Source organism: Thiohalorhabdus sp. (assembly GCF_036628635.1).
In the GTDB taxonomy this organism is placed as follows: domain Bacteria; phylum Pseudomonadota; class Gammaproteobacteria; order Thiohalorhabdales; family Thiohalorhabdaceae; genus Thiohalorhabdus.
Genome location: NZ_JAZKRM010000018.1, coordinates 1 through 21,773, shown reverse-complemented (window position 1 = coordinate 21,773; position 21,773 = coordinate 1). Strand labels below are relative to the sequence as shown.

The 21,773-nt window shown below is 65.1% G+C and carries 19 protein-coding genes and 1 pseudogene; 9 read left to right on the top strand and 11 right to left on the bottom strand.

The window, feature by feature from the left end; genetic code table 11:
- Window positions 1-37: 37 nt before the first annotated feature.
- The 8 genes and pseudogenes from sufC (at window position 38) to V5A19_RS07660 (ending at window position 5,633) form a co-directional block, all read left to right on the top strand.
- Window positions 38-814: a Fe-S cluster assembly ATPase SufC gene (gene sufC, locus V5A19_RS07690; RefSeq protein WP_332317383.1), complete on the top strand. Its 777-nt coding sequence runs from the start codon at window positions 38-40 to the stop codon at window positions 812-814.
- 3 nt (window positions 815-817) lie between these two features.
- Complete coding sequence (sufD, locus tag V5A19_RS07685; protein ID WP_332317382.1) at window positions 818-2,155, top strand: Fe-S cluster assembly protein SufD; 1,338 nt, start codon at window positions 818-820, stop codon at window positions 2,153-2,155.
- 2 nt (window positions 2,156-2,157) lie between these two features.
- Window positions 2,158-3,411, top strand: a complete 1,254-nt coding sequence (locus V5A19_RS07680) for a cysteine desulfurase (protein ID WP_332317381.1) — start codon at window positions 2,158-2,160, stop codon at window positions 3,409-3,411.
- 39 nt (window positions 3,412-3,450) lie between these two features.
- Complete coding sequence (sufU, locus tag V5A19_RS07675) at window positions 3,451-3,909, top strand: Fe-S cluster assembly sulfur transfer protein SufU (protein ID WP_332317380.1); 459 nt, start codon at window positions 3,451-3,453, stop codon at window positions 3,907-3,909.
- A 106-nt stretch (window positions 3,910-4,015) separates the two neighbouring features.
- A pseudogene (locus tag V5A19_RS14360) lies at window positions 4,016-4,255 on the top strand (gamma-butyrobetaine hydroxylase-like domain-containing protein); the annotation flags it as partial.
- Between the two features lie 51 nt (window positions 4,256-4,306).
- The gene (locus tag V5A19_RS14355; RefSeq protein WP_443081391.1) at window positions 4,307-4,630 is read left to right on the top strand and encodes an SUF system Fe-S cluster assembly protein; all 324 of its coding nucleotides are present in this window, start codon (window positions 4,307-4,309) and stop codon (window positions 4,628-4,630) included.
- A gap of 122 nt (window positions 4,631-4,752) precedes the next feature.
- On the top strand, window positions 4,753-5,073 hold the full coding sequence (locus V5A19_RS07665; protein ID WP_332317378.1) for a Rieske (2Fe-2S) protein: 321 nt from the start codon (window positions 4,753-4,755) through the stop codon (window positions 5,071-5,073).
- Window positions 5,074-5,309: 236 nt separating this feature from the next.
- Complete coding sequence (locus tag V5A19_RS07660; RefSeq protein WP_332317377.1) at window positions 5,310-5,633, top strand: Rieske (2Fe-2S) protein; 324 nt, start codon at window positions 5,310-5,312, stop codon at window positions 5,631-5,633.
- 838 nt (window positions 5,634-6,471) lie between these two features.
- Here the strand turns inward: V5A19_RS07660 and V5A19_RS07655 are convergent.
- The gene (locus V5A19_RS07655; RefSeq protein ID WP_332317376.1) at window positions 6,472-7,479 is read right to left on the bottom strand and encodes an NAD-dependent epimerase; all 1,008 of its coding nucleotides are present in this window, start codon (window positions 7,477-7,479) and stop codon (window positions 6,472-6,474) included.
- A gap of 1 nt (window position 7,480) precedes the next feature.
- Window positions 7,481-8,824, bottom strand: a complete 1,344-nt coding sequence (locus V5A19_RS07650) for a UDP-glucose dehydrogenase family protein (RefSeq protein WP_332317375.1) — start codon at window positions 8,822-8,824, stop codon at window positions 7,481-7,483.
- 162 nt (window positions 8,825-8,986) lie between these two features.
- On the opposite strand from V5A19_RS07650, the gene V5A19_RS07645 reads away from it, so the two are divergent.
- Entirely contained in the window at window positions 8,987-9,514 is a 528-nt protein-coding gene (locus V5A19_RS07645) for a hypothetical protein (RefSeq protein ID WP_332317374.1), read from the top strand.
- 45 nt (window positions 9,515-9,559) lie between these two features.
- Here V5A19_RS07645 and V5A19_RS07640 read toward each other — a convergent pair whose 3' ends face one another.
- From V5A19_RS07640 to V5A19_RS07600, 9 genes are all read right to left on the bottom strand, one after another.
- Window positions 9,560-10,135, bottom strand: coding sequence for a nucleotidyltransferase family protein (locus V5A19_RS07640; RefSeq protein ID WP_332317373.1), 576 nt, complete (start codon window positions 10,133-10,135; stop codon window positions 9,560-9,562).
- Complete coding sequence (locus V5A19_RS07635) at window positions 10,132-11,145, bottom strand: XdhC family protein (protein WP_332317372.1); 1,014 nt, start codon at window positions 11,143-11,145, stop codon at window positions 10,132-10,134. Before V5A19_RS07635 ends, V5A19_RS07640 begins: the two co-directional genes overlap by 4 nt.
- Window positions 11,146-11,157: 12 nt before the next feature.
- The gene (locus V5A19_RS07630; protein ID WP_332317371.1) at window positions 11,158-13,341 is read right to left on the bottom strand and encodes a xanthine dehydrogenase family protein molybdopterin-binding subunit; all 2,184 of its coding nucleotides are present in this window, start codon (window positions 13,339-13,341) and stop codon (window positions 11,158-11,160) included.
- Window positions 13,341-13,814 carry a (2Fe-2S)-binding protein gene (locus tag V5A19_RS07625; protein ID WP_332317370.1) on the bottom strand — a complete coding sequence of 158 codons (474 nt, stop codon included), beginning with the start codon at window positions 13,812-13,814 and terminating at the stop codon, window positions 13,341-13,343. The genes V5A19_RS07630 and V5A19_RS07625 overlap by 1 nt, the downstream gene beginning before the upstream one ends.
- 124 nt (window positions 13,815-13,938) lie before the next feature.
- On the bottom strand, window positions 13,939-15,354 hold the full coding sequence (locus tag V5A19_RS07620) for a SpoVR family protein (protein WP_332317369.1): 1,416 nt from the start codon (window positions 15,352-15,354) through the stop codon (window positions 13,939-13,941).
- A gap of 17 nt (window positions 15,355-15,371) precedes the next feature.
- A complete protein-coding gene (locus V5A19_RS07615) occupies window positions 15,372-16,574 on the bottom strand; it encodes a DUF444 family protein (protein WP_332317368.1) in 1,203 nt (400 codons plus the stop codon).
- A 180-nt stretch (window positions 16,575-16,754) separates the two neighbouring features.
- Window positions 16,755-18,710, bottom strand: a complete 1,956-nt coding sequence (locus V5A19_RS07610; protein ID WP_332317367.1) for a PrkA family serine protein kinase — start codon at window positions 18,708-18,710, stop codon at window positions 16,755-16,757.
- A 462-nt stretch (window positions 18,711-19,172) separates the two neighbouring features.
- Window positions 19,173-20,885 (bottom strand): bifunctional sulfate adenylyltransferase/adenylylsulfate kinase, encoded by a 1,713-nt coding sequence (locus V5A19_RS07605; protein WP_332317366.1) that lies wholly within the window; start codon window positions 20,883-20,885, stop codon window positions 19,173-19,175.
- A 30-nt stretch (window positions 20,886-20,915) separates the two neighbouring features.
- The coding region (locus V5A19_RS07600) for a UTP--glucose-1-phosphate uridylyltransferase (protein WP_332327750.1) at window positions 20,916-21,773 on the bottom strand (858 nt) is incomplete at its 5' end.

Sequence of the window (21,773 nt, the reverse complement as noted above, 5' to 3'; positions counted from 1 at the left end):
CCCTGCCCGTTTAACCGAACAAACAAAGGACGGAATCGTGCTTAGCATCAAGAACCTGCACGCGAGCGTGGAAGACAGCGAAATCCTCCGGGGCATCAACCTGGAAGTTGGTGACGGTGAGGTCCACGCCGTCATGGGCCCCAACGGCTCCGGCAAATCCACTCTGGCCGGGGTGCTGGCCGGACGTGAGGGTTACACCATTGGCGAAGGCGAGGTTACTTTCGAGGGCAAGGACCTACTCGCCATGGAACCCCAAGAGCGCGCCTGCGAAGGGCTGTTCCTGGCGTTCCAGTACCCCGTTGAGATCCCCGGCGTGAGCAACGTGTACCTGCTCAAGTCAGCGGTCAACGCGATGCGCAAGTACCAGGGCGAGGAAGAGCTGGACGCCATGGACCTGGTGGGCCTGATCAAGGAGAAGATGAACCTCACCGGTATGGACGACAGCCTGCTCTACCGGTCGGTGAACGAGGGCTTCTCCGGCGGCGAGAAGAAACGCAACGAGATGCTCCAGATGGCTGTGCTCGAGCCCAAGCTGGCCATTCTGGACGAGACTGATTCGGGGCTGGACATCGACGCCCTCAAGATCGTTGCGGACGTCGTCAACCGGCTCCGGGACGCCAACCGCTCGTTCATCCTAATCACCCACTATCAGCGTCTGCTGGACTACATCGTTCCGGACCAGGTGCACGTGCTGCATAACGGCCACATCGCCAAATCCGGCGATGCCGACCTGCCGCGGGAGCTGGAAAAGACCGGCTACGGCTGGCTCACCGGCGCGGAGGAAGCCGCCGCGGAAGCCACTGGGGAGCAATGAGCCATGACCGAGATTAACGAGACCGTCGGCCATTTCAAGGGGCTGTACACCGAGGCCGAAGACCGGCTGCCCGGAGCCTCGGTGGCCTGGGTGGCTCGTCGCCGGCAGGCGGCCATTAACCGGTTCGCCGAGCAGGGCATGCCCGCGCCGCGGGACGAGGAGTGGAAGTACACCTCCCTCAGGCCCATCGAGAAGCGGGCCTTCGCCCTGCCCGAGCCGGACGCCCATGAGGTGTCGCTCACCGATATCGACCCCTACGTGTTCGACGAACCCACCGCCCACCGCTTGGTGTTCGTGGACGGCGCCTACAGCGAGCGGCTGTCCCAGGCTTCTGCCCTGCCCCAAGGGGTGACTGCTCACCCCCTATCTCAGGCCCTGGATGCCGGGGACGAGGCCCTATCGCACCACCTCGGACACTACGCCGATCCCGAGGGAACGCCTTTCGTGGCGCTCAACACCGCCTTGATGAGCGACGGCGTGTACCTCCACGTCCCCGCCGGTGTGACGGTGGCGACCCCCATCCATGTACTCTTTGTAGCCAGCGCCGGTGCCGAGGAACGGGTCCTGTCTTACCGCAACGTGCTGGTGGCCGGCGAAGGCGCGAGCGCCACGGTGCTGGAGTCCTACGTGGGCCTGGCTGAAGGGGCCTACCTGACCAACACCGTGACCGAGGCGGTGGCCCCCGAAGGCGCCCGGCTGGCGGTGTACAAGCTCCAGGAGGAGGCCACCAGCGGTTACCACATCGCCGCGTTCGAGGCCTACCAGGGCGGTGCCAGCGAGGTTTACCACCACAACATGTCCCTGGGAGCCCGCCTGGCGCGTAACGACATTAACGACGCCCTGGACCACGAAGGGGCCCACGTGGGCCTCAACGGCCTGTATCTGGGCGACGGCCGCCAGCATGTGGACAACCACACCCGCATCGATCACCTGCAGCCGCGCACCACCTCCCAGGAGTACTACAAGGGCATCCTGGACGGCCGCTCCCGGGGCGTGTTCAACGGCAAGGTAGTGGTCCAGCCCCAGGCCCAGGAAACCAGCTCCGACCAGCAGAACCGGAACCTGCTGCTGTCCCGTAATGCCGAGGTGGATCCCAAGCCGGAGCTGGAGATCTTCGCCGATGATGTCTCCTGCACCCACGGGGCCACCATCGGCCAGCTCGACGAAGACGCCCTGTTCTTTCTGCAGACCCGCGGCATGGCCTACGCCGAGGCCCGCAGCTTACTGATCTTCGGCTTCGCCAACGAGATCATCGAGGGCATCCCCATCGAGCAGGTGCGTTACCGCCTCGAGGACCGCCTGATGCGGCGCCTTCCCCATGCTGAAGCGATGGAGGAATAACATTGGCCGAGGAAGAGATTGCCTCCCGGGCCGTCACCGACGCCGAGGCCACGCGCTTCCAGCGGGACTTCCCGTGCCTCCAGCAGGAAGCCCACGGCAGCCCTCTGGTGTATCTGGACAGTGCCGCCACCAGCCAAAAGCCCCAGCCGGTGATCGACACCATCAAGCGGTTTTACGAGACCAGCTACTCCAACGTTCACCGGGGTGCCCACCTGCTCTCCGAGCGGGCTACCGACGCCTACGAGGGCGCGCGCTCGCGGGTAGCGCGCTACATCAACGCCGCCGATTCACGAGAAATCGTTTTCGTCCGCGGCGCCACCGAGGCCATCAATTTGGTGGCGGCCAGCTACGGCCGGGCCAACTTCGGCCCCGGCGACGAGATCCTGCTCACCGAGATGGAACATCACTCCAACATCGTGCCGTGGCAGCTGGTAGCCGAGCAGACCGGGGCCGAGCTCAAGGTGGTGCCCATCACCGACGACGGTGAGCTAATGATGGAGCGCGTCGACGAGCTCCTGGGCGAGCGCACCAAGATGGTGGGTGTCGCCCACGTATCCAATGCCCTGGGTACCGTCAACCCGCTCAAAGTCTTGGTGGAAAAGGCCCACGCCAATGGCACGCCGGTGATGGTGGACGGCTGCCAGGCGGCACCGCGGCTGGCCGTGGACGTCCAGGAGCTGGGCTGTGACTTCTATGCTTTCTCCGGGCACAAGCTCTACGGGCCCAGCGGCATCGGGGTGCTCTACGGGCGCCAAGACCTCCTCGAGGCCATGCCCCCCTACCAGGGCGGCGGCGAAATGATCCGGCGGGTAACCTTCGACCACACCACCTACGCCGGCGCGCCTGCCAAGTTTGAGGCGGGGACACCCAACATCGCGGGCCCGGTGGGCCTGCACGTAGCCATGGATTACGTGGCCGATATTGGTCTGGAGGCGATCTTCGCCCACGAGCGGGACCTGCTCGACTATGCCACCGAGGCCATCCAGCAGATCGACGGCGTACGGCTCATCGGTACCGCCGACGACAAGGCCGGCATCCTGTCCTTCGTGTTCGAGGGGGTTCACCCCCACGACATCGGCACCATCCTGGACAACCAGGGCATCGCCGTGCGCACCGGCCACCACTGCGCCCAACCGGTTATGGACCGCTTCCAGGTGTCGGCGACGACACGAGCCTCCTTCGGGCTGTACAACACCCGCGAGGACGTGGATGCCTTCATCAAGGGCCTACACGAAGTAAAAGCCATTCTGGGCTGAACCCGAGACCGGGCGGCCCGAGCAAGGAGAACGAGTCCCATGGCGGACGTGCGTGACCTCTACCAGGAAGTCATCTTCGAGCACAACAAAAACCCCCGTAACTTCGGGGTGCTCGAGAATCCTAACCGCTTCGCCACCGGCCACAACCCGCTTTGCGGGGACCAGCTCACGGTCTACCTGATCGTCGACGACGATGGCACGGTGTCCGACGTCAAGTTCGAGGGCTCAGGCTGCGCCATCTCCGTGGCTTCCGCCTCGCTTATGACCCAGATGATCAAGGGCAAACCTCAGGAAGAGGTCGAGCACATCTTCCAGGCGTTCCACGACGTGTGCATGAAGGAGCGGGACGTGGAGGAGACCCCCGAACTGGAGAAGCTGGCGGTGCTTGCCGGAGTTCGGGATTTCCCCAGCCGGGTGAAATGCGCCACGCTCGCCTGGCACACCATTCACGCCGCCCTGGAAAGGGGCGAGCAGGGCACCGAAGTAACGACCGAATAACCACCAGGATTCAGTTTTAAGTATTAAGTAGTTAAGCCACGGCAACGGCCTAAGCACTTAATTACTTAACTACTTGCATACTTAACTACTCCGCTGGAGTTCAGCCATGAGCGAACCACGCGTCCAGCCGCAGGAGATCCGGCCGCATACCAAATCCAAGCGCCTCGAGGTCGAATGGGGCGACGGCCACATCTCCGACTTCCCCTATAGCTTTCTCCGGGAGAACGCGCCAGCGCTACCGGACAAGGACGACGCTTCGGGCATCGATATCTCAGATTTCCAGCCCGTGGGCCACTACGCCATCAAGATGGTGTTCGACACCGGTGAGGAGGCCAGCTTTACCTGGGAGGCCCTGCGCAACCTGGATCCCACCGACGAGCCGGACGAAGAGCCGGAGGTGGACGTCTCCCAGCTACCGGAGATCCAAGAAGACGGCCTGATCCAGGCCCTGAAGCAGGTCCACGATCCGGAAATCCCGGTCAACATTTACGACCTGGGGCTCATCTATAACCTCGACATACATCCCGACCACACGGTAGACGTCAAGATGACCCTGACCACCCCGGGCTGCCCGGAAGCCGCTACCTTCCCCGGCAAGGTGGAGCAGGCGGTGAAGTCGGTGCCCGGGGTGGTCGATGCTCGGGTGGAGCTGGTCTGGGAGCCGCCGTGGACCAAAGAGACCATGTCCGAGGAAGCCAAGCTGGCGCTGGGGATATGGTAGAACGGCAGTATTAAGTAAAAAGGATTAAATAGTTAAGTCACGACAAACCTAGCCAGAGTGGCTTGGGTTTGGCTTAACTACTTAATTACTTAACTACTTTAAACTTGCTTCAGGAGACTTGCATGGCCGAATGGGTCGAGGTGGGAACTACCGAGGATCTGCCCGCCGGCAGCTACACTTCGGTGGATGTGGACGACGTCCAGATCGCGGTCTTCAACTGCGACGGCACCTATTACGCCATCGAAGACGTCTGCACCCACGACTACGGACAGCTCACCGGTGGCGAAATGGAGGGATGCCAGGTAGTGTGCCCCCGGCACGGCGCCAAGTTCGACATTACCAACGGCGAGGCCCTTACCCCCCCTGCCTACGAGCCGGTAGACACCTTCCCCATCAAGGTCATGGAAGGCAAGGTCTACGTCCAGGATGATCGCTGGGATTAAGCGGGAGATTGTTGCCAGCGAAGGCGATACGGCTATGGTTGGGATTGATCCGGGAGAGTTTGCCCAGCCATCCCAATCGAACCGGGCAGGGGCCTTTGCTGGTTTGAGCAACCCTTTCCGGGCCCTTGCCTGCCGTTAGTGAGGGGCTTACGGGTCTCTTGCACAGGCCTTTTCCGTGGGGAAAAGGCTTTTTTGTGGACCGTAATTGGCAATTTAAGCGTCCAAGGAGAGAAACCATGGCCGACTGGCTTCAGGTGGCACGGATCGAAGACCTGCCTCCCGGCACCATCGTCCGCGTCGAGGGCGACGATGGGCCCATTGCCGTGGCCAACCTGAACGGCGAATTCTACGCCGTCGCCAACATCTGCACCCATCAAGCGGCGGAGCTCCACGAGGGAGAGCTGGAAGCCGACGGCGAGCTGATTTGCCCCGCCCATGGTGCCCAGTTCGACATCCGCACCGGGGAAGCCATGACGCCACCCGCCTTCGAGAACCTGGCAACGTATTCCCTGCGAACCGACGACGGGGTGGTCTACGTCCACAGCCAAGCAGCCGAGTAAGGCCGCCATAGTCGGGGAAGGTATGTTCTTTACTAGATACAGCAGGCCCAGCGGGTAATGGATAACCCGGCATTGGCCTCCGCAGTGGCCCAGGCCAATGCCGCGCACCTGCCTGTGGTGGTCGAATTCGGCCTGGACAGCCCATTATCCGGGTGCCAAAACCCCGCACTATGCCTTTATGCTGGAAGGGATGGCGGAGGTGGCCACTCACTTGGGACAGGCCGGAATTGCCTTCCTTACGCCCTAAGCCGACCCGGCGAAGGTGGCCCTGGAACTGGCTGGCGAAGCGGCCTTGGTGGTCTGTGACCATGGCTACCCCCGACACCAGCGAGGCCTGGCGGGTCCGTGGGGCCAATGTCGCCTCCGTGACCGGTCACCGAAGTGGAGACCACGGCCATCCAGTCCCCGAGGATCGGCCCAGAAGCCCTCAAGCTACCAAGCTAAACAGCGATTTCGACCCCGCCCATCCCGATGAGGCCTTTGAGAGCCTGTCAATTGACGGGTCGGTGTCCCCGGTATCCGCCACCGGGGCGGCTATACCGAGGCCCGGCCGGGTGGGTCAGCTTCCTGAGGGAGGCCCTTCCGGGCTACACCAATGGCAGCACCGACCCCGGTCGAGAGGCCTTCTCCCATCTCTCCCCTACTTTCAGCGAGTCACGCGGAAAGGCGAATGACTCACCAGGTGGGGAAACCCTTGGGCCCGGGGATTTCCGGGCCCCCGGCCTGAACCCGAGCCCAACCCCGATAGCAGCTAAGGCTTGGTATCGGCCGCAGGTGCCCGGTAGAGGGCCCGCCCCGTTTCACCGGGGCGGGCCCTTTTGCGCCAATGTCGTCGGGCTCAGACCTGGTGGTAATCCCGGTACCACGCAACGAACTGCGCCAGGCCCTCGGCCAGGGGCGTATCCGGGGAAAAGCCCACATCCCGCTGCAGGTCGGCGACATCGGCGTAGGTGGCCGGCACGTCACCTGGCTGCATGGGCAGGTAACGCTTCTCCGCTGCCTGGCCCAGCTGCCGTTCCAGCTCGGCGATAAAATCCATTAGCGCCACCGGGGAGTGGTTGCCGATATTGTAAAGGTTATAGGGCACGTAGGAGCTGGAAGGATCGGGGGCGGCGCCGGACCAATCCGGGTTGGGCTCGGGGATGCGATCGACCACCCGCATGACCCCTTCCACAATGTCATCGATGTAGGTGAAATCGCGCTGCATCCGACCGTAGTTGTACACGTCGATGGGGCGGCCCTCGAGGATGGCCTCGGTGAACATGAAAAGGGCCATGTCCGGGCGGCCCCAGGGACCGTAGACGGTGAAAAAGCGCAGGCCGGTCATGGGGGTGCCATAGAGATGGCAGTAGGTGTGGGCCATCAGCTCGTTGGCCTTCTTGGTGGCCGCGTACAGGGACACCGGATGGTCCACATTGTGGTGCACCGAAAAGGGCATGGTGGTGTTGGCGCCGTAGACAGAGCTGGAGGAGGCGAACACCAAGTGCCCGACCCCGTTATGGCGGCAGCCCTCGAGGATATTCAAAAAGCCGGTTAGGTTGCTGTCGGCGTAGGCGTGCGGGTTCTCCAGGGAATAGCGCACACCCGCCTGGGCCGCCAGATGGATCACCCGTTCGGGCTGGAAGTCAGCGAAGGCGCGGGCCACGCCGTCGTTGTCGGCCAGGTCCAAGCGCGCCTCGGTGAATCCAGGGTGATCCTTGATGCGGGCGAGGCGGTCCTCCTTGAGCCGGACGTCGTAGTAGGCGTTGACGTTGTCCAGTCCCAGCACCTCGTCCCCGCGCTCCAACAGGCGGTGGGCGACGAAATTGCCGATGAATCCCGCCGTACCGGTAACCAGAGCGCGCATATCAGTATCCCCCGCTTTTGGCCGCCGACCGGCCGATGGGGATGTGGCCGATACCGTGGCCGGCCAGGTAAGCGGGATCAAAGATATTGCGGCCGTCGAAGATCACGGGATCCTTGAGTGCGGTCCGGATGCGGTCGAAGTCGGGGCTGCGGAAGGGCTTCCATTCGGTGATCAGGACCAGGGCATCGGCCCCTTCCATGGCTTCGTAAGGACCATCCGCCAGAACAAGGTCGCTGCGGTCGCCGTAGATGCGCCGGCACTCGGCCATGGCCTCCGGATCGAAGGCCTGAATCTGGGCTCCCCGGGCCCACAGCGCCTCCATCAGTACCCGGGCTGGGGCCTCGCGCATGTCGTCGGTATTGGGCTTGAAGGCCAGGCCCCACAGGGCGAAGGTGCGCCCCGAAAGATCGGCGCCGTAACGGGCTACGATCTTCTGGCTCAGAACGGATTTCTGGTCCTGATTAACCGCCTCCACCGCCTGGAGTATTCGCGCCTGATAATCGTGATCGCGAGCGGTTCGCTCCAGGGCGGCAACGTCCTTGGGGAAGCACGACCCCCCATAGCCGGCGCCGGGATAGATGAAGGCGAAGCCGATGCGCGGGTCCGAGCCTATCCCATTCCTCACCATTTCCACATCAGCCCCCACCCGCTCGCACAGATTGGCCACCTCGTTCATGAAGCTTATCTTGGTAGCCAGCATGGCGTTGGCGGCGTACTTGGTCATTTCTGCCGAGCGCACATCCATAGTCAAAACGCGCTCGTGGTTGCGGTTGAAGGGGGCATAGAGGCCCTTCATGAGCTCGGCTGTGCGCGGATTATCGCAGCCCACGATGACACGGTCGGGTTTCATGAAGTCTTCAACCGCCGCGCCCTCCTTTAGGAACTCGGGGTTGGAGACCACATCGAAATCGGTCGAGGCGCCACGCTCGGCGAGTTCTTCCCCCACGGCCGAACGCACCTTGTCGGCGGTGCCAACCGGCACCGTGGACTTGTCGATTACGACCCGGTAATCAGCCATGTGGCGGCCGATGGAGCGGGCTACGTCAAGGACGTAGCGCAGGTCCGCGGAGCCGTCCTCATCGGGTGGCGTGCCCACGGCGATGAACTGGAACAGGCCGTGATCGACGCACGCGGCCATGTCGGTGGTGAAGCTCAGGCGACCTGCGGCCACATTGTCGGCCACCAAGCCCTCAAGACCGGGCTCGTAGATGGGGACATCGCCGTTGTTGAGGGCCTCGACCTTGGCCTCATCCACGTCCATGCAGACCACGTCGTTGCCCACCTCGGCCAGACAGGCGCCTGTCACCAGGCCCACATAGCCGGTGCCCACCACGGAAACTTTCATCCCGTCCTCGCCTTTCCCTTCCGGCTCTTTCGCCCGCCGCTAACCAGGGCAAGGAAACCGGACAATGAAAAAATTTTATCACCCGACTCACGGGCTTGACTCAGTGCTACAGGGGGCGTAACTGCTGGAAAATGGCCTCATTTCTAAAAAAGGAGGCAAGCCATGACCATGCGTGAGCGAAAGCATCGACTATACTTTATATTACCGGACGTTCCAACGGCCCGCCAGGTAGTGGACGAGCTGCTGCTAGCCCGCATCGAAGAACGCCACATGCACGCCCTCGGACGCGAAGACATGGACCTGAAGGACCTGCCCGGGGCGGATCTTTTCCAGCGTAGCGACTTGGTCCACGGCGCCGAGCTTGGCTTGGTGGTGGGAGGCGCCACCGGCGCCCTAGCTGGTCTGGCGGCGGCTTGGCTTCAACCGGTGGGCCTAGGCGCTAGCGGTGGGCTTATTTTGGGAGTCGCTCTCCTGGGGGCCCTGGTAGGAACCTGGGCTTCGGGCATGATCGCCACCTCCGTACCCAACACCCGGCTCAAGGTGTTTCGGGATGACCTGGAGGCGGGCCGGGTACTACTCATGGTGGATGTTCCCGAAAAGCGCGAGGACGAAATCCGCCAGCTGGTCACGCGCCATCATCCCGAGGCCAGTGATTACGGCCCCGACTCGCAGATGCCAGCTTTCCCCTGAGTCCTGACCGCACCAGCCTTCGGAGGCCCACTCCGGGGGCGGCGCTTAGATCCGAGCAGGGATGTCCCCGGGCTCATCCACATCCCGGTGGATACCGGGATCGGTCACGGACACCCATGTCATGCGCTCGCGATGGACGGAGACCACCGACCGGGCTCCCATGTCACGGTCGAGCGCATGGAGCTCGGGGCCGAGGGCCGCAGCGAAGCCCACCGGGTGGCCGCCCCTTCCAGCATGGCAGGGGGCCGCCAGCAAGGCCCCGTCGCGAAGGGCCTGGGCCACGCCCGCGACCGTTGCGGGCGCGACCCATGGCATATCCCCCAGGGCAACCAACCAACCATCGGCCCGAGGAAGGGCAGCCACACCGGCGGCCAGACTCGCCCCCATGCCCCGCTCGCTCGCCGAGCAAGGCAGCACCTCCAGGCCGGCTTCCCGCAGGCTCCGGATCACCTGCCCTTCCCCCGGCCGGACGGTGGCCAAGCAGCGGTCAAGGCCCCCTTCCAGCAGAGTCTCGGCGGCGGCTCGGGCCACAGGGGTGCCGTCGGCCAATGGCGTCAGGAGCTTGTTGGCCCCGCCGAAACGCCGCCCTTGCCCGGCAGCTAGCAAGATACCGCCGATCACGGCTGCGTCAGATGGGCGTGGCTGGCACCGGCCATGCCCTCGGGACGGGGGTCGCGATCGTGGCGGACCGCTGTCATCTCCGCCAGCACTGACACCGCGATTTCCGCCGGGGTCCGACTGCCGATGGCAAGGCCCACCGGTCCGCGCAGCCGGGCCACGGTCTGCCCGGAAAGGCCGAGCTCGATCAAGCGCTGACGGCGCCGATGGTTGGTCTGCGCGGAGCCCAGGGCCCCCACATAGAAGGCGGCCGAGTCCAGCGCTTCAAGTAGAGCGAGATCGTCGAGCTTGGGGTCGTGGCAGGTGGCAACCACGGCGCCACGCGGGTCCGGGCCCCAGGCGGCGACAGCGTCATCGGGCATGCGCGTGTCCAGCTCAACACAGGGCTCGGCGAATCCGGCCCGATAGTCACCGCGGGGCTCGCAAACCGTCACCCGATAGTCCAGACGGCGGGCCATGGCCGCCAGATGGTGGCCCAGCTCGCCGCCCCCGACCACGAGCAGCCGCCAGGAAGGACCGAACCGCTTGACCACGGCCTCCCCGTCGGCCGCCAGGTCGGGTCCACCCTCGTCGGTCCCCAGGCGCACCCACCCGGTGGCCCGATCCACCCGGCGGCGGAGCGTCTCACCCCGGCTCAGGGCCTGGTAAACCGCGCCCACACCCCGTTCATCGCCGGGAAGCAGGGGCTCGGCCATAAGCTCCAGGGTTCCGCCGCAAGGCAGCCGATAGCGGCCAGATTCACCGCTTTCGCCCCCGAACACCAGCCGGGCCGGCGTCCCGCCCCACTCGGGCAGGCAATCCGGCAGGGCCTCCTCCACGCAGCCCCCGGATACCGAGCCCACCGTTGCGCCGTCGTCACGGCGGGCAAGCAGCGACCCGGGCGGCCGCGGCGATGACCCCCAGGTAGACACCACGGTCACCAGATGAAGCCCGTAACCGGCGTCCAGCCAGGCCTTTGCCTCGGCTATTACTGCCGGATCGGTGCCATCCGCGTAGGTTTCAAAAGGGCTCACGGCAATCCCCGCTCAGGCGGGCTGGAAGCCGGCCCGGGTCAGCGGGAGCCGGCGCACCGGCTCCCCGGTGGCGGCATGAACGGCGTTGGCCACCGCGGGAGCAATAGGCGGTGTTCCCGGCTCGCCGATGCCACCGGGGTCCTCACCGCTGTCCACGATGTGCACCCGGACCTCGGGCATCTGATCGATGGTCATGATGGGATAGTCGTCGAAGTTGGCCTGCTCCACTTGGCCGCGGCTTACCGTGATTGCCTCACCGAAGGCCGCCGAAAGACCGTAGACCACACCGCTCTCCATCTGCTCGGCAACGATCTCCGGATTGACCACGGCCCCGCAGTCGATGGCCACGTCCACCCGATGGACCCGGACCTCACGATTGGCCGAGACGGAGACCTCGGCCACCTCGGCGCAGTAGCTACCGAAGGACTTGACCACGGCGATGCCCCGAGCCCGCCCTTCGGGGAGGGAGGTACCCCAGCCAGCCTCGCGGGCCGCCCGTTCCAGGACCCCTCGGTGGCGATCCTCCTCGGGGACCAACCGGCGACGAAGCTCGTAGGGGTCCGCGTCCGCGGCGGCTGCCACCTCGTCGAAAAAGGCCTCGCGAATGAAACCATTCTGGGAGTTGCCAACCGAGCGCCACCACCACAGCGGCACGGGGGTATTGGCCATGACGTAGTCCACGTGGATATTGGCCAGGCCGTAGGGCAGCGCATCGGCAGCCTCCACCGAGGAAGGATCGATCTGCTGACCCTCCTGGAGCATGTCGTTGTAGGCCATGATGGAGGGCCCAACGATGCGGTGGCGCCAGGCGCTGACGCTACCGCCGCTGTCCACCGCGGCACTCAACCGGTTGTAGGTTGCCGGACGATAGCGGTCATGGCGGGTGGTGTCTTCCCGGGTCCAGATGACCTTTACCGGGGCCCCAGCCGCCTTGGCGCAGGCCACGGCATCGGCCGCGAAGTCGGTATGCGAGCGCCGCCCGAAGCCGCCCCCGAGGTAGGTGGTGTGCACTTGCACATTGTCCTTGGGCAGGCCGCTGATCTCGGCGGCCACCTCCTGGGTGGACGTCTGGTCTTGGGTGGGCGCCCACACTTCGCAGACATCGTCCTCGATCCGGGCGGTGCAGTTCATGGGCTCCATGCAGGCGTGGGCCAGGAAAGGCACCTCGTACTCGGCCTCCACCGTTGCGGCCGCCGCCTCCAGAGCGCCGGCGGCATCCCCCTCACTGTGGGCAATGGCAGCCTCGCCCTCGTCAGCGGCCTGGCGAAACTGCCCTTCGATACCCGCGGAGGACAGATCGGCGTGCTCGCCGTAGTCCCACGCCACGGAAAGGGCCTCGCGGCCCTTATGGGCGGGCCAGAAGCCTTCGGCGATCACGGCGATGCCGGAATCGATCTCAACGACCTGCTTCACCCCGGGTACCCGCTTGGCTTCGCTAGAGTCGAAGGACTGGACTTTGCCGCCTAGCACTGGGCAGCGCACCACCTGGGCGGTGAGCAGGCCATCAAGCTGGACGTCCATGCCGAACCGCGCCGAGCCGTCCACCTTGGCCGGGGCGTCCAGGCGATCCCGGGCCGTTCCCAGGAGCCGGAAGTTCCTGGGCTCCTTAAGGAAGACGGCTTCGGGAACGGGCCGTCCAGCGGCCGCCGCGGCGAGATCGCCGAAGGTGGCCGAGCGCCCGCTTCCGGGGTGGCTTACCACCTGATCGGCCACCTCACATTCCTGGGCCTCCACGCCCCAGCGGTCGGCGGCCGCGGCTACCAGCATCTCCTTGGCGGTGGCACCCGCCTCGCGCAGGGGCCGCCAGGCATTGCGGATAGCGGTGGAACCGCCAGTGGCCTGGCGACCTAGGAGGCTGTTGGTGTAAGCTGAATCGGCCGGGGCGAATTCTGTTTTGATGCGCTCCCAGTCCGCCTCCACCTCCTCGGCGACCAGCATGGGCAGGGCAGTCATGACCCCTTGGCCCATTTCTGACCGATCCACCAGCACGGTGACCTGGTCGTCGCCGGTAATCCGGACCCAGGCATTGGGAGCGAGCTCGGCATCGCCGTCGGGTCGGCTCGCCGCTGCCTGGGCATAACGGCCACCGGTGGGTAACCGCAGACCAAGGAGCAGACCGCCCCCGGCAACGGCGCTGGCCTTGAGGAATCCACGGCGGGTGGTGCGGGTCGGTCGATTTGTGGTACTGGCGCTCATCAGCCCTGCTCCTGCATGTCCCGAGCGGCGCGCCCGACAGCGCGGCGGATGCGTTGGTAGGTTCCACAGCGGCAGAGATTGCCGCGGAGGGCGGCATCAATGTCGGCATCGCCCGGATTGGGGTTGCGCGCCAGAAGGGCGGCCGCGCTCATGAGCTGCCCCGACTGACAGAAGCCGCACTGGGGCACGTTTTCAGCGATCCACGCGGCCTGCAGGGGATGGAGATCCGCATTGTCCGCCAAGCCCTCCACCGTGGTCACCGACCGCCCTTGGGCTTGGGAAACGGCCGTGGTGCAGGAGCGAACGGGCTGGCCGTCGAGGTGGACGGTACAGGCACCGCACTCGGCGATGCCGCAGCCGTATTTGGTCCCGGTGAGACCAAGGTTATCGCGCAGCACCCAAAGCAAGGGGGTATCCGAGGCCACATCGGCCTCGTAAGTCTCGCCGTTTACGGTTAGGGAAACCGCCGTCATCGCTTGCGTCTCCTACTCAGCAGATGGAAAGGGCCTGGCCGGTACGCCGCTTAGAGGAGGGGAAGCGCCTCAGGGCCTCTTTCCTTGATAAAGCAAAACCGAGCGGTCACGCAAGCGTTTTGGGTCATTCCTTGTCCAGAACCTTCACCCGCCCCTGGGGATCCGCGGTCTCCAGCCGCACCGGTCGCCGCCAGACCCGGTTGATGTAGTCCAGTACCTTGTCCGCTCTCTCCGCATCCAAGCCCCGGCCGTCGGTGCCATGGTCATGCTTCAGCACCAGACTGCCGTCGGTTCCCATCTCGGTTATGTAGACCCGCGGGGCACCGTAGTTGAACTTGGGGTGCAGAATAGATTCCCGGAGAGCGTGGATGTCACGCTCCTGGATGACGTATTGCTCTTCACCACCACGGCCCTGGCGGGTGGTGTAGGAGAACAGCTGCAGCTCGTCGGCCAGGCCCTCGTCCAACCAGTTGCGGATGAAGCTGAAATCGTCCTCTTCCATCCGCAGGCGCAGGGCGGTGTCCAGCCCATGCTCGGCGATGATCCGCTCCCACATGTGAAAGCCCACGTGGTACGGATTAATGGACAGGGCCACGGCGTTTTCCCCGGCGTAGGGCCGGACCACGTCGGAATGGGCCTTGATGGCGTCGAGGTAGAGCTGCTGCGGCAGGAAATCGGCCTCTCGCAGCAGCCGGGCATGCCAATAGGAGGCCCAACCCTCGTTCATGATCTGGCAGGCGAAAACGGGATAGAAGTAGAAGGACTCTTCGCGCACGGAAAGGAAGATGTCCCGCTCCCAACCCTCCATGTCGGGGGCATAGTGGGCGATGAACCACAACAGGTCGTATTCCGGCCACGGCGGAATGGGCGCCCGCCCGCCGCTTTGGGATTCGCGGCCGGCCTCGTCCCCTTGCCCGGGGAGCTTGCCGAACCGGCCCTGGAACCCTTGCCGCGCGCTCTGCCCCCTTGAGCCGCGGCGTTCCACGCGCTCGGGGTACTCGGGGCGGTTGATGGCGAAGTTGACGTCGATGTTCTGCTCCAGGGCCAGGGCGGCGTCGAGCACCGCCTCAACCCGCTTCTGGCCGTACTCGGCGATGGCCTCCTCGATGCGGTGGGCCCGCTCCGCCGCCTGCTCCACGATATGGTAGCCCACCTGGGACTGCATGCGGGCGAACAGGTCGTTGTTCTTGGAGAAGTCGGCATGGCCCAGGACGTGAGCGGTTACCAGGGTGTTCTCGGGCAGGGAGTTGTTATTCACCAGATAAGCCCGGTTGGGATTGCCCGGGAACACCACCTCGAAGATGCGCGAATGGCCCATCCGATGCTGGATGTACTGATAGATGTAGCGCACCCCGAAAGACCAGTGGGGCATGCGCACCGGCAGGCCGTAGACAGCCACCTCCATCATGAATGACGGCGGCACCACCTCGAAGTCGACGGGGTAGAAATCCAGCCCATGCTCCTGGGCCAGGGCTTCGAGCTTGGGGGTGTAGTCGGCTAGATCGGCGTTGCTCATGGGACTGTTGGGACCGAATGGCACGTGGGCTTCCTTTTTTGTCAGGCCACCTCCTCCGCCTGGTGCCGGAAGAACTCTCGGATGGCCTCCCAGATATCAACCTCCGCGTGGACAGTGTAGCTGCCCACTGGCTGGCTGCGGGCGGCCAGGGCCTTAAACAGCCGGCCCATCTCCGACTTGGAGGACTCCAACGGGTTCTGCGGCGTCTCCACGAAGCCCATGAAGTTCACCGACTGGCATAACTCCTCCAGCAGGGCTTCGGCACTGCGCCGGTCGTCACCGAAATTGTCGCCGTCGGAGGCATAGAACAAATACTGGTTGTACTGACCCGGATCAAACCGATCGGCGAATATGTCCCGAGCCAGGTGGAAACCGCTAGAAGCCACCGTTCCCCCGGTAGCCGAAACTTTGAAAAACTCCTCTTCGGAGAATTCCCAGGCTTGGTTGGTGTGGGCGATGAACACCGTCTCCACCTGGCCGTACTGCCGGCGCAGCCCCTGCAACGCCCAGAAGAAAAAGGACTTGGCCAGCTTTCGCCGGCTCTCGTCCATGGAGGCTGAGACGTCGAGCAGGAAGGCCACCACGGCATTGGTGGCCGGACGCCGCCGCCGGGCCAGCTGGCGGTAGCGCAGGTCCTCATTGGAAAAGGGGGTGGGCTCGGCTTCCTCGGCGGTGCGCTCCTGCACCGAGCGTCGCTTGATGGCCTCCTTGACCGTGCGCCGCCGGTCAAGCCGGGCCCGCGGGCCGCGCTTATCCCAGCCTTCCTGGATTAGGTCCTCGTCGGTAAGGGCATCGGTGGTCTTGGGCTGGAGATCGGGCAATTCGAGTTCCTCCCAGATCCAGTCCACGATGTCGTCCACCTTGAGCTCCAGGACGAAGCGCAGCTCGCCCTCCCCAGAGCCGCCCTCGGTACCGCCCTCGCCCTCTTCAGGCCGGGCCCGACGCAGCACGTCGCCGGGCTGACCATCGCCCTGACCGACACCGGTCTCGCCCTCCTGCGGATCATCGTGCAGACGAAAGCGGTAGTGCTCCAAAAAGCGCACCGGTACCTGTACCGTGCGATCGGAAGGCCGCGACAGCACGTCGGAGCCGGAAATCAGGTTGGGCAGTTCCTCGCGAACCGTCTCGCGCACCTTCTCGTTGTGCCGGAGCCAGTCGCGGGAGCCCCGGGAGAACAGGTCGTACCACCGATTATCCGTAGCCATGCGGGACGGGGTGCGGGTTTCGCCGCTGTCGGCAGTCATGACACTCCTCGCGCTGGTTGAGGCGGACCGGGGCAGAACCGGTCCACCCGGTTAGACACCGACGGCCTGGTTCCGATCACGCCTCCGGCGTGGCCCCACAGACCGCCGGGGTTCGAAAAAAGGCCGACCCTGGGGTCGGCCTTGGCAGGGGTGGCGCAGATAGCGGCTATCGTGCCTCCATCACTCCTGAGAGAGCAGGGTGGTCACGTAGTTGAGCGCCTCCCGCGCCGAGTGCTCATCGTAGCCGTACTCGGCCACCAGCCGGTCCTCCACCGCGGAGATCTTCTGCTGCGCCTCCTCGTCCGGCCGGGCGCTAGAGGTAACCAGCCGCAGCACGTCGCGGCGTTCCTCGAACAGGTACTGCTCGATGGCGTCATGCAGACGGGCATGACTATCCAGGGTGAAGCGCTCGCCGTGCTTGTAGGCGCCCATGGCCTTGCGCACCACCTCCTGGCGGAAGGACTGCTTGCCCGAGTCGGAGATGGCGATCTTTTCCTCCACCGACCGCAGGAAGCGCTCGTCGGGGTCGCGCTCGTCGCCGGTGATGGGATCGGTGACCTTGCGGTTGTCGAGTACCGCCTCCACTTCGTCGAGGTACTTGTCCAGCAACTCCTGGGCCTCATCCTCGAAGGACACGAACAGGGCCTTGTGGACGTCTTCCTTGACCCACCGGTTGTAGAAGTCCTTGCGCACGGTCACCAGAAAGTCTACCCAGTTCTTCTTCTCCTTGGAGTCCATGCGGGCGTCGGACTCGATGGTGTCCTTGAGGGCCAGCATGACGTCCATGGCTGTCAGGCTCTGCTTCTCCGAGCGGGAGATAGCCCCGGCCAGGGCGTTGATGACAAACCGGGGCGATACCCCCTCCAAGCCCTCCTCGGGATGCTCGGCCTTGACCCGCTCCACCTCGGTGGCGGCGATGCCCTCCACGTCCTCGCCGGCGTACAGGCGCACCTTCTTGGACAGATCCAGGTCCTCCCGCTCCGAGGGATGCAACCGGGTTAGCACGGCAAACACCGCCGCCACATTGAGGGCGTGCGGGTCTAGATGGACCTCCTTGAAGGTGGGGGTAGCCGAGATTAGCTTCTCGTAGATGCGGGATTCGTCGTGGTAGCGCAGGGTATAGGGGACCTGCACGATCACCATGCGATCGAGCAGGGCCTCATTCTCTTTCTCCTGCAGGAACTTGCGGAACTCGGCCAGGTTGGTGTGGGCGACGATGGTCTCGTCCAGATAGATCAGCGGGAAGCGAGAGACCTTGACGTTCTTCTCCTGGGTCAAAGTCAACAGCAGATAAAGGAACTCCCGCTTGACCTTGAGGATCTCGATCATCTCCAGCATGCCGCGGCTGGCGGCATACACCGCGCCGGACCAGGACCAGGCGCGCGGATCGCCCTCATCGCCGTAATCGGCCACCTTGGACAGGTCCACCGAGCCCACCAGATCGGCAATGTCGGCGGTGGTGGGATCGTGCGGGGCGTAGGTGCCGACGCCGGTGCGCCCGGCCTCGTTGATGAAGATGCGCTCCACCGGCATCTGCATGAAGTCGCCGTCGAACTCCTCCTCCAGGCGGGTACGGCAGTAGGGGCAGATGTCGCCGATGATGTCGACGCCGTAGGTGTCGCGGAACTCGGCGCGCTTGGTCTGGGGGATGAGGTGAAGGGGAGATTCGTGCACCGGGCAGCCCTTGATGGCATAAAGGGCCCCCTCGTCAGTGTGACTGTACTCCTCCAGCCCCCGCTTTAGCATGATCACCAGCGACGACTTGCCGCCGGAGGGCGGACCCAGCAACAGCAGCAGCCGCCGACCCACCTCGGAGCCCTCGCTGGCGGCCTTGAAATAATTGGCCACCCGCTCCAGGGACTCGTCGACGCCGAAAAGGTCGTTGGCGAACAGGTTGTAGCGGGTAACGTGATCGCCCTCTTCGGAGGGCTCGGAGCCGTACCACCGGATCATGTCCCACATGTACTCGTGGCTGGTGCGGGTTATCCCGTGGGGGTGCTCGGGTAGGACGTCCTGGAGGAATTCGGCGAGTGTTCCCTCCCAGTGGCGGGCCTTGTGCTCCCGGGTGAAGCTTTCCAGGGATTCGAGAAACTGGTTCTGCTTGTCATCGCCTTGGCTGCGGCCGTTTCCTGCCATGCGACCCTCCTTGGGCTCGACGAGGCCAGTTCATCTCACCCGTTTAGATTGCCCATAGCGGGCTTGGGTTCACAGTGAGGGGCAAGAAACGACATGGCCCCCCTGGCCGCAAAGCGGTCAGGGGGGCCATTCATGATTGACCGTATACTGGGAAAAACGGGGAAGGCGACGATCCCCGCTATCGGCCTCCATTGGCACAGGGGTCGACCCACCGCCGCAGGTACCCAGGTGGGCCCTGTTCTAACCGCAAACCCAAGACCGCTTCGGGTCAGACGATCCCCCCGAGAAGACCAAGCGACCAGACCAAGCATCGCCCTGGAGCGGCGCTCCGAGGCTCCTAACCGTGGGCAGGGAGTGGTGAGTGCCCCGTCAAGTCGGATTGGCCCTCCAGGCGTAAGATCGGAGACCCTTTGGTTTATCGCCGTGACTTGATACTTAACACTGAAAAATGAACACCTACTGTCACCGCAGATACCCCTCCTTCTCCAGGTGGAGCAGCACCTCCTGCGCCGCCTCCATGGGGGACAGATCGGTGGTGTCGATGGCCACCTCGGGATCGATGGGCTCCTCGTAGGGGTCGTCGATGCCGGTGAACTCGGTGATCTGGCCGGCCCGGGCCTTGGCGTACAGGCCCTTGCGGTCGCGGGACTCGCACACCTCGAGCGGGGTCTTGACATGGACCTCAACGAAGCCGCCGTAGCCCTCGATGAGCTCCCGGTTCTCGGCGCGCACCGCCCGGTAAGGCGCGATGGGCGCGCAGATGGCGATGCCGCCGTTTTTCGTGATCTCGGAAGCGACGAAGCCGATGCGGCGGACGTTCAGGTTGCGGTGCTCGCGCGTGAAGCCCAGCTCGCTGGACAGATTCTTGCGCACCACGTCGCCATCGAGCAGCGTCACCGGCCGGCCGCCCATCTCCCGGAAGCGCGCCAGCAGAACGTTGGCCACCGTGGATTTGCCCGAGCCGGACAGCCCCGTGAAGAAGATGGTCAGGCCCTGCTTGGGCTTGGGCGGATGGCTCTGGCGCAGCTCGGCCACCACGTTGGGATAGGCGTACCACTCCGGGATGCTCAGCCCCTCGTGCAGCCGGCGCCGCACCTCGGTGCCGGAAAGCCTTTTCACCGTGGCGCCCTCGGGGACCTCGTCTACGGGCATGTACTCGGCCCGGTCCTCCACAAAGGCCATCTCCTTGAACGGCACCATGCGCGCGCCGATCTCGGCCTCGAACTCGGCTACCAATTCCTGGGCGGCGTAAGGGTCGTAGAGGGCGTCGCCGTTGCTGTCGCTACCCGGGCCGGCGTGGTCCCGGCCGACGATGAAGTGGCTGCAACCGAAGTTCTTGCGGATCAGGGCGTGCCACAGGGCCTCCCGCGGACCACCCATGCGCATGGCCAGCGGCAGCAGCGACAGCATCATCATCTTGTCGGGATAGTGCTCGGCGATGGCCTGGTAGCACCGCACCCGGGTGTAGTGATCGATGTCGCCGGGCTTGGTCAGGCCCACCACGGGGTGGATGAGCAGCCCGGCCTCGGCCTCGGCAGCGGCGCGCAGGGTCAGCTCCTTGTGCGGCCGGTGCATAGGGTTGCGCGTCTGGAACGCCACCACCCGCCGCCAGCCCATGCGGTGAAAGCCCTCCCGGGTCTGGGCCGGTGTCAGCCGCAGCTCGGTGAAGTCGAAGTGCAGCGGCAGCTGGACCCCTTCCACCCGGCCGGCCAGATACACGTCGCCGGCCCGGTCTAACAGGTAGGCCACCCCAGGATGGGCCCGGTCGGCGGTGCCGAACGCCGCGTGGGCCTCCCGGGTCTTGTCGGGCCGATAGATCTCGTCGAGGTGGAGCACCGCCAGCATGAACCCCTCGGCGTCGCGCAGGGCCACGGCCTGACCCGGGGCCAGGCCCTCGGCGGTGGCCTCGCTCAGGTCCAGGGTGATGGGCATGGGCCAGACGGTGCCGTCACTCAGGCGGCACTTGGCCAGGACGGCCTGGTAGTCCTCCTGGCCCAGGAACCCGGTCAGCGGCGAGAAACCGCCGTTCAGCAGTAGCTCGAGGTCGCAGAGCTGGCGGTCGTTCAGATCAATGGAGGGGAACTCAACGGAGGCGGCATGCAGCTCTCGGGCCCGGGCGTCGTCGACGACGAGCTCGCGCAGGGTACCGCCGTGGGGCTCGATCAGGTGGTCCATCAGCTCGCTTGCGGCCTCGTTGGTAGGGGGTTAGCGCTGGGAGACGGGCTGGGCGCCGTTGTCGGCTGCGGTCTCGGTCAGCCGCTGCCGGAGGTAGTCGGCCAGCTCGGAACCGAACTCGCCGCGGCGCAGACCGAACTCGATCTGGGCCTTGAGGTAACCCAGCTTGGAGCCGCAGTCGAAGCGGGCCCCGGTGAAGGGATAGGCCTGGAGGGCCTCGCCGAAGTCGGTGATCAGGGCCTGCAGGGCGTCGGTGAGCTGGATCTCGCCACCGGCGCCGGCCCCACCCTTGCTCAGGGGATCGAACACCTTGGGCGACAGGATGTAGCGGCCGATCACCGACTGGTTGGACGGTGCCACCGCGGGGGCGGGCTTCTCCACCAGGCCCCGCACGGGGTAGGTCTCGCCATTGAAGGGGCCGGGATCGATGACGCCGTAGCTGCCCACATCGGCCGGATCCACTGGCTCCACGGCCAGCTGGCTGGCCCCGGAGGCCTCGTACGCCGCCTTCATGCGGCCGATGGCCCCGGGCTCGGCGTCCATCAGGTCGTCGGGCAGGATCACGGCGAAGGGCTCGTCACCCACCGCGTGGCGCGCGCACCACACGGCGTGACCCAGGCCCAGGGGCTGCTTCTGCCGCACGTAGATGACCTCGGCCATGTCCGAGACCTCGCGGTAGACCCGCGCCAGGTCGTCCTTGCCCTTGGCCAGCAACTGGCTTTCCAGGCCATCCTGGTGGTCGAAGTGGTCCTCGATGGAACGCTTGCCGCGCCCGGTGACGAAGATCACCTGCTCGATGCCGGCGGCCACCGCCTCCTCCACCGCGTACTGGATGAGCGGCTTGTCCACCACCGGCAGCATTTCCTTGGCCATGGCCTTGGTCGCCGG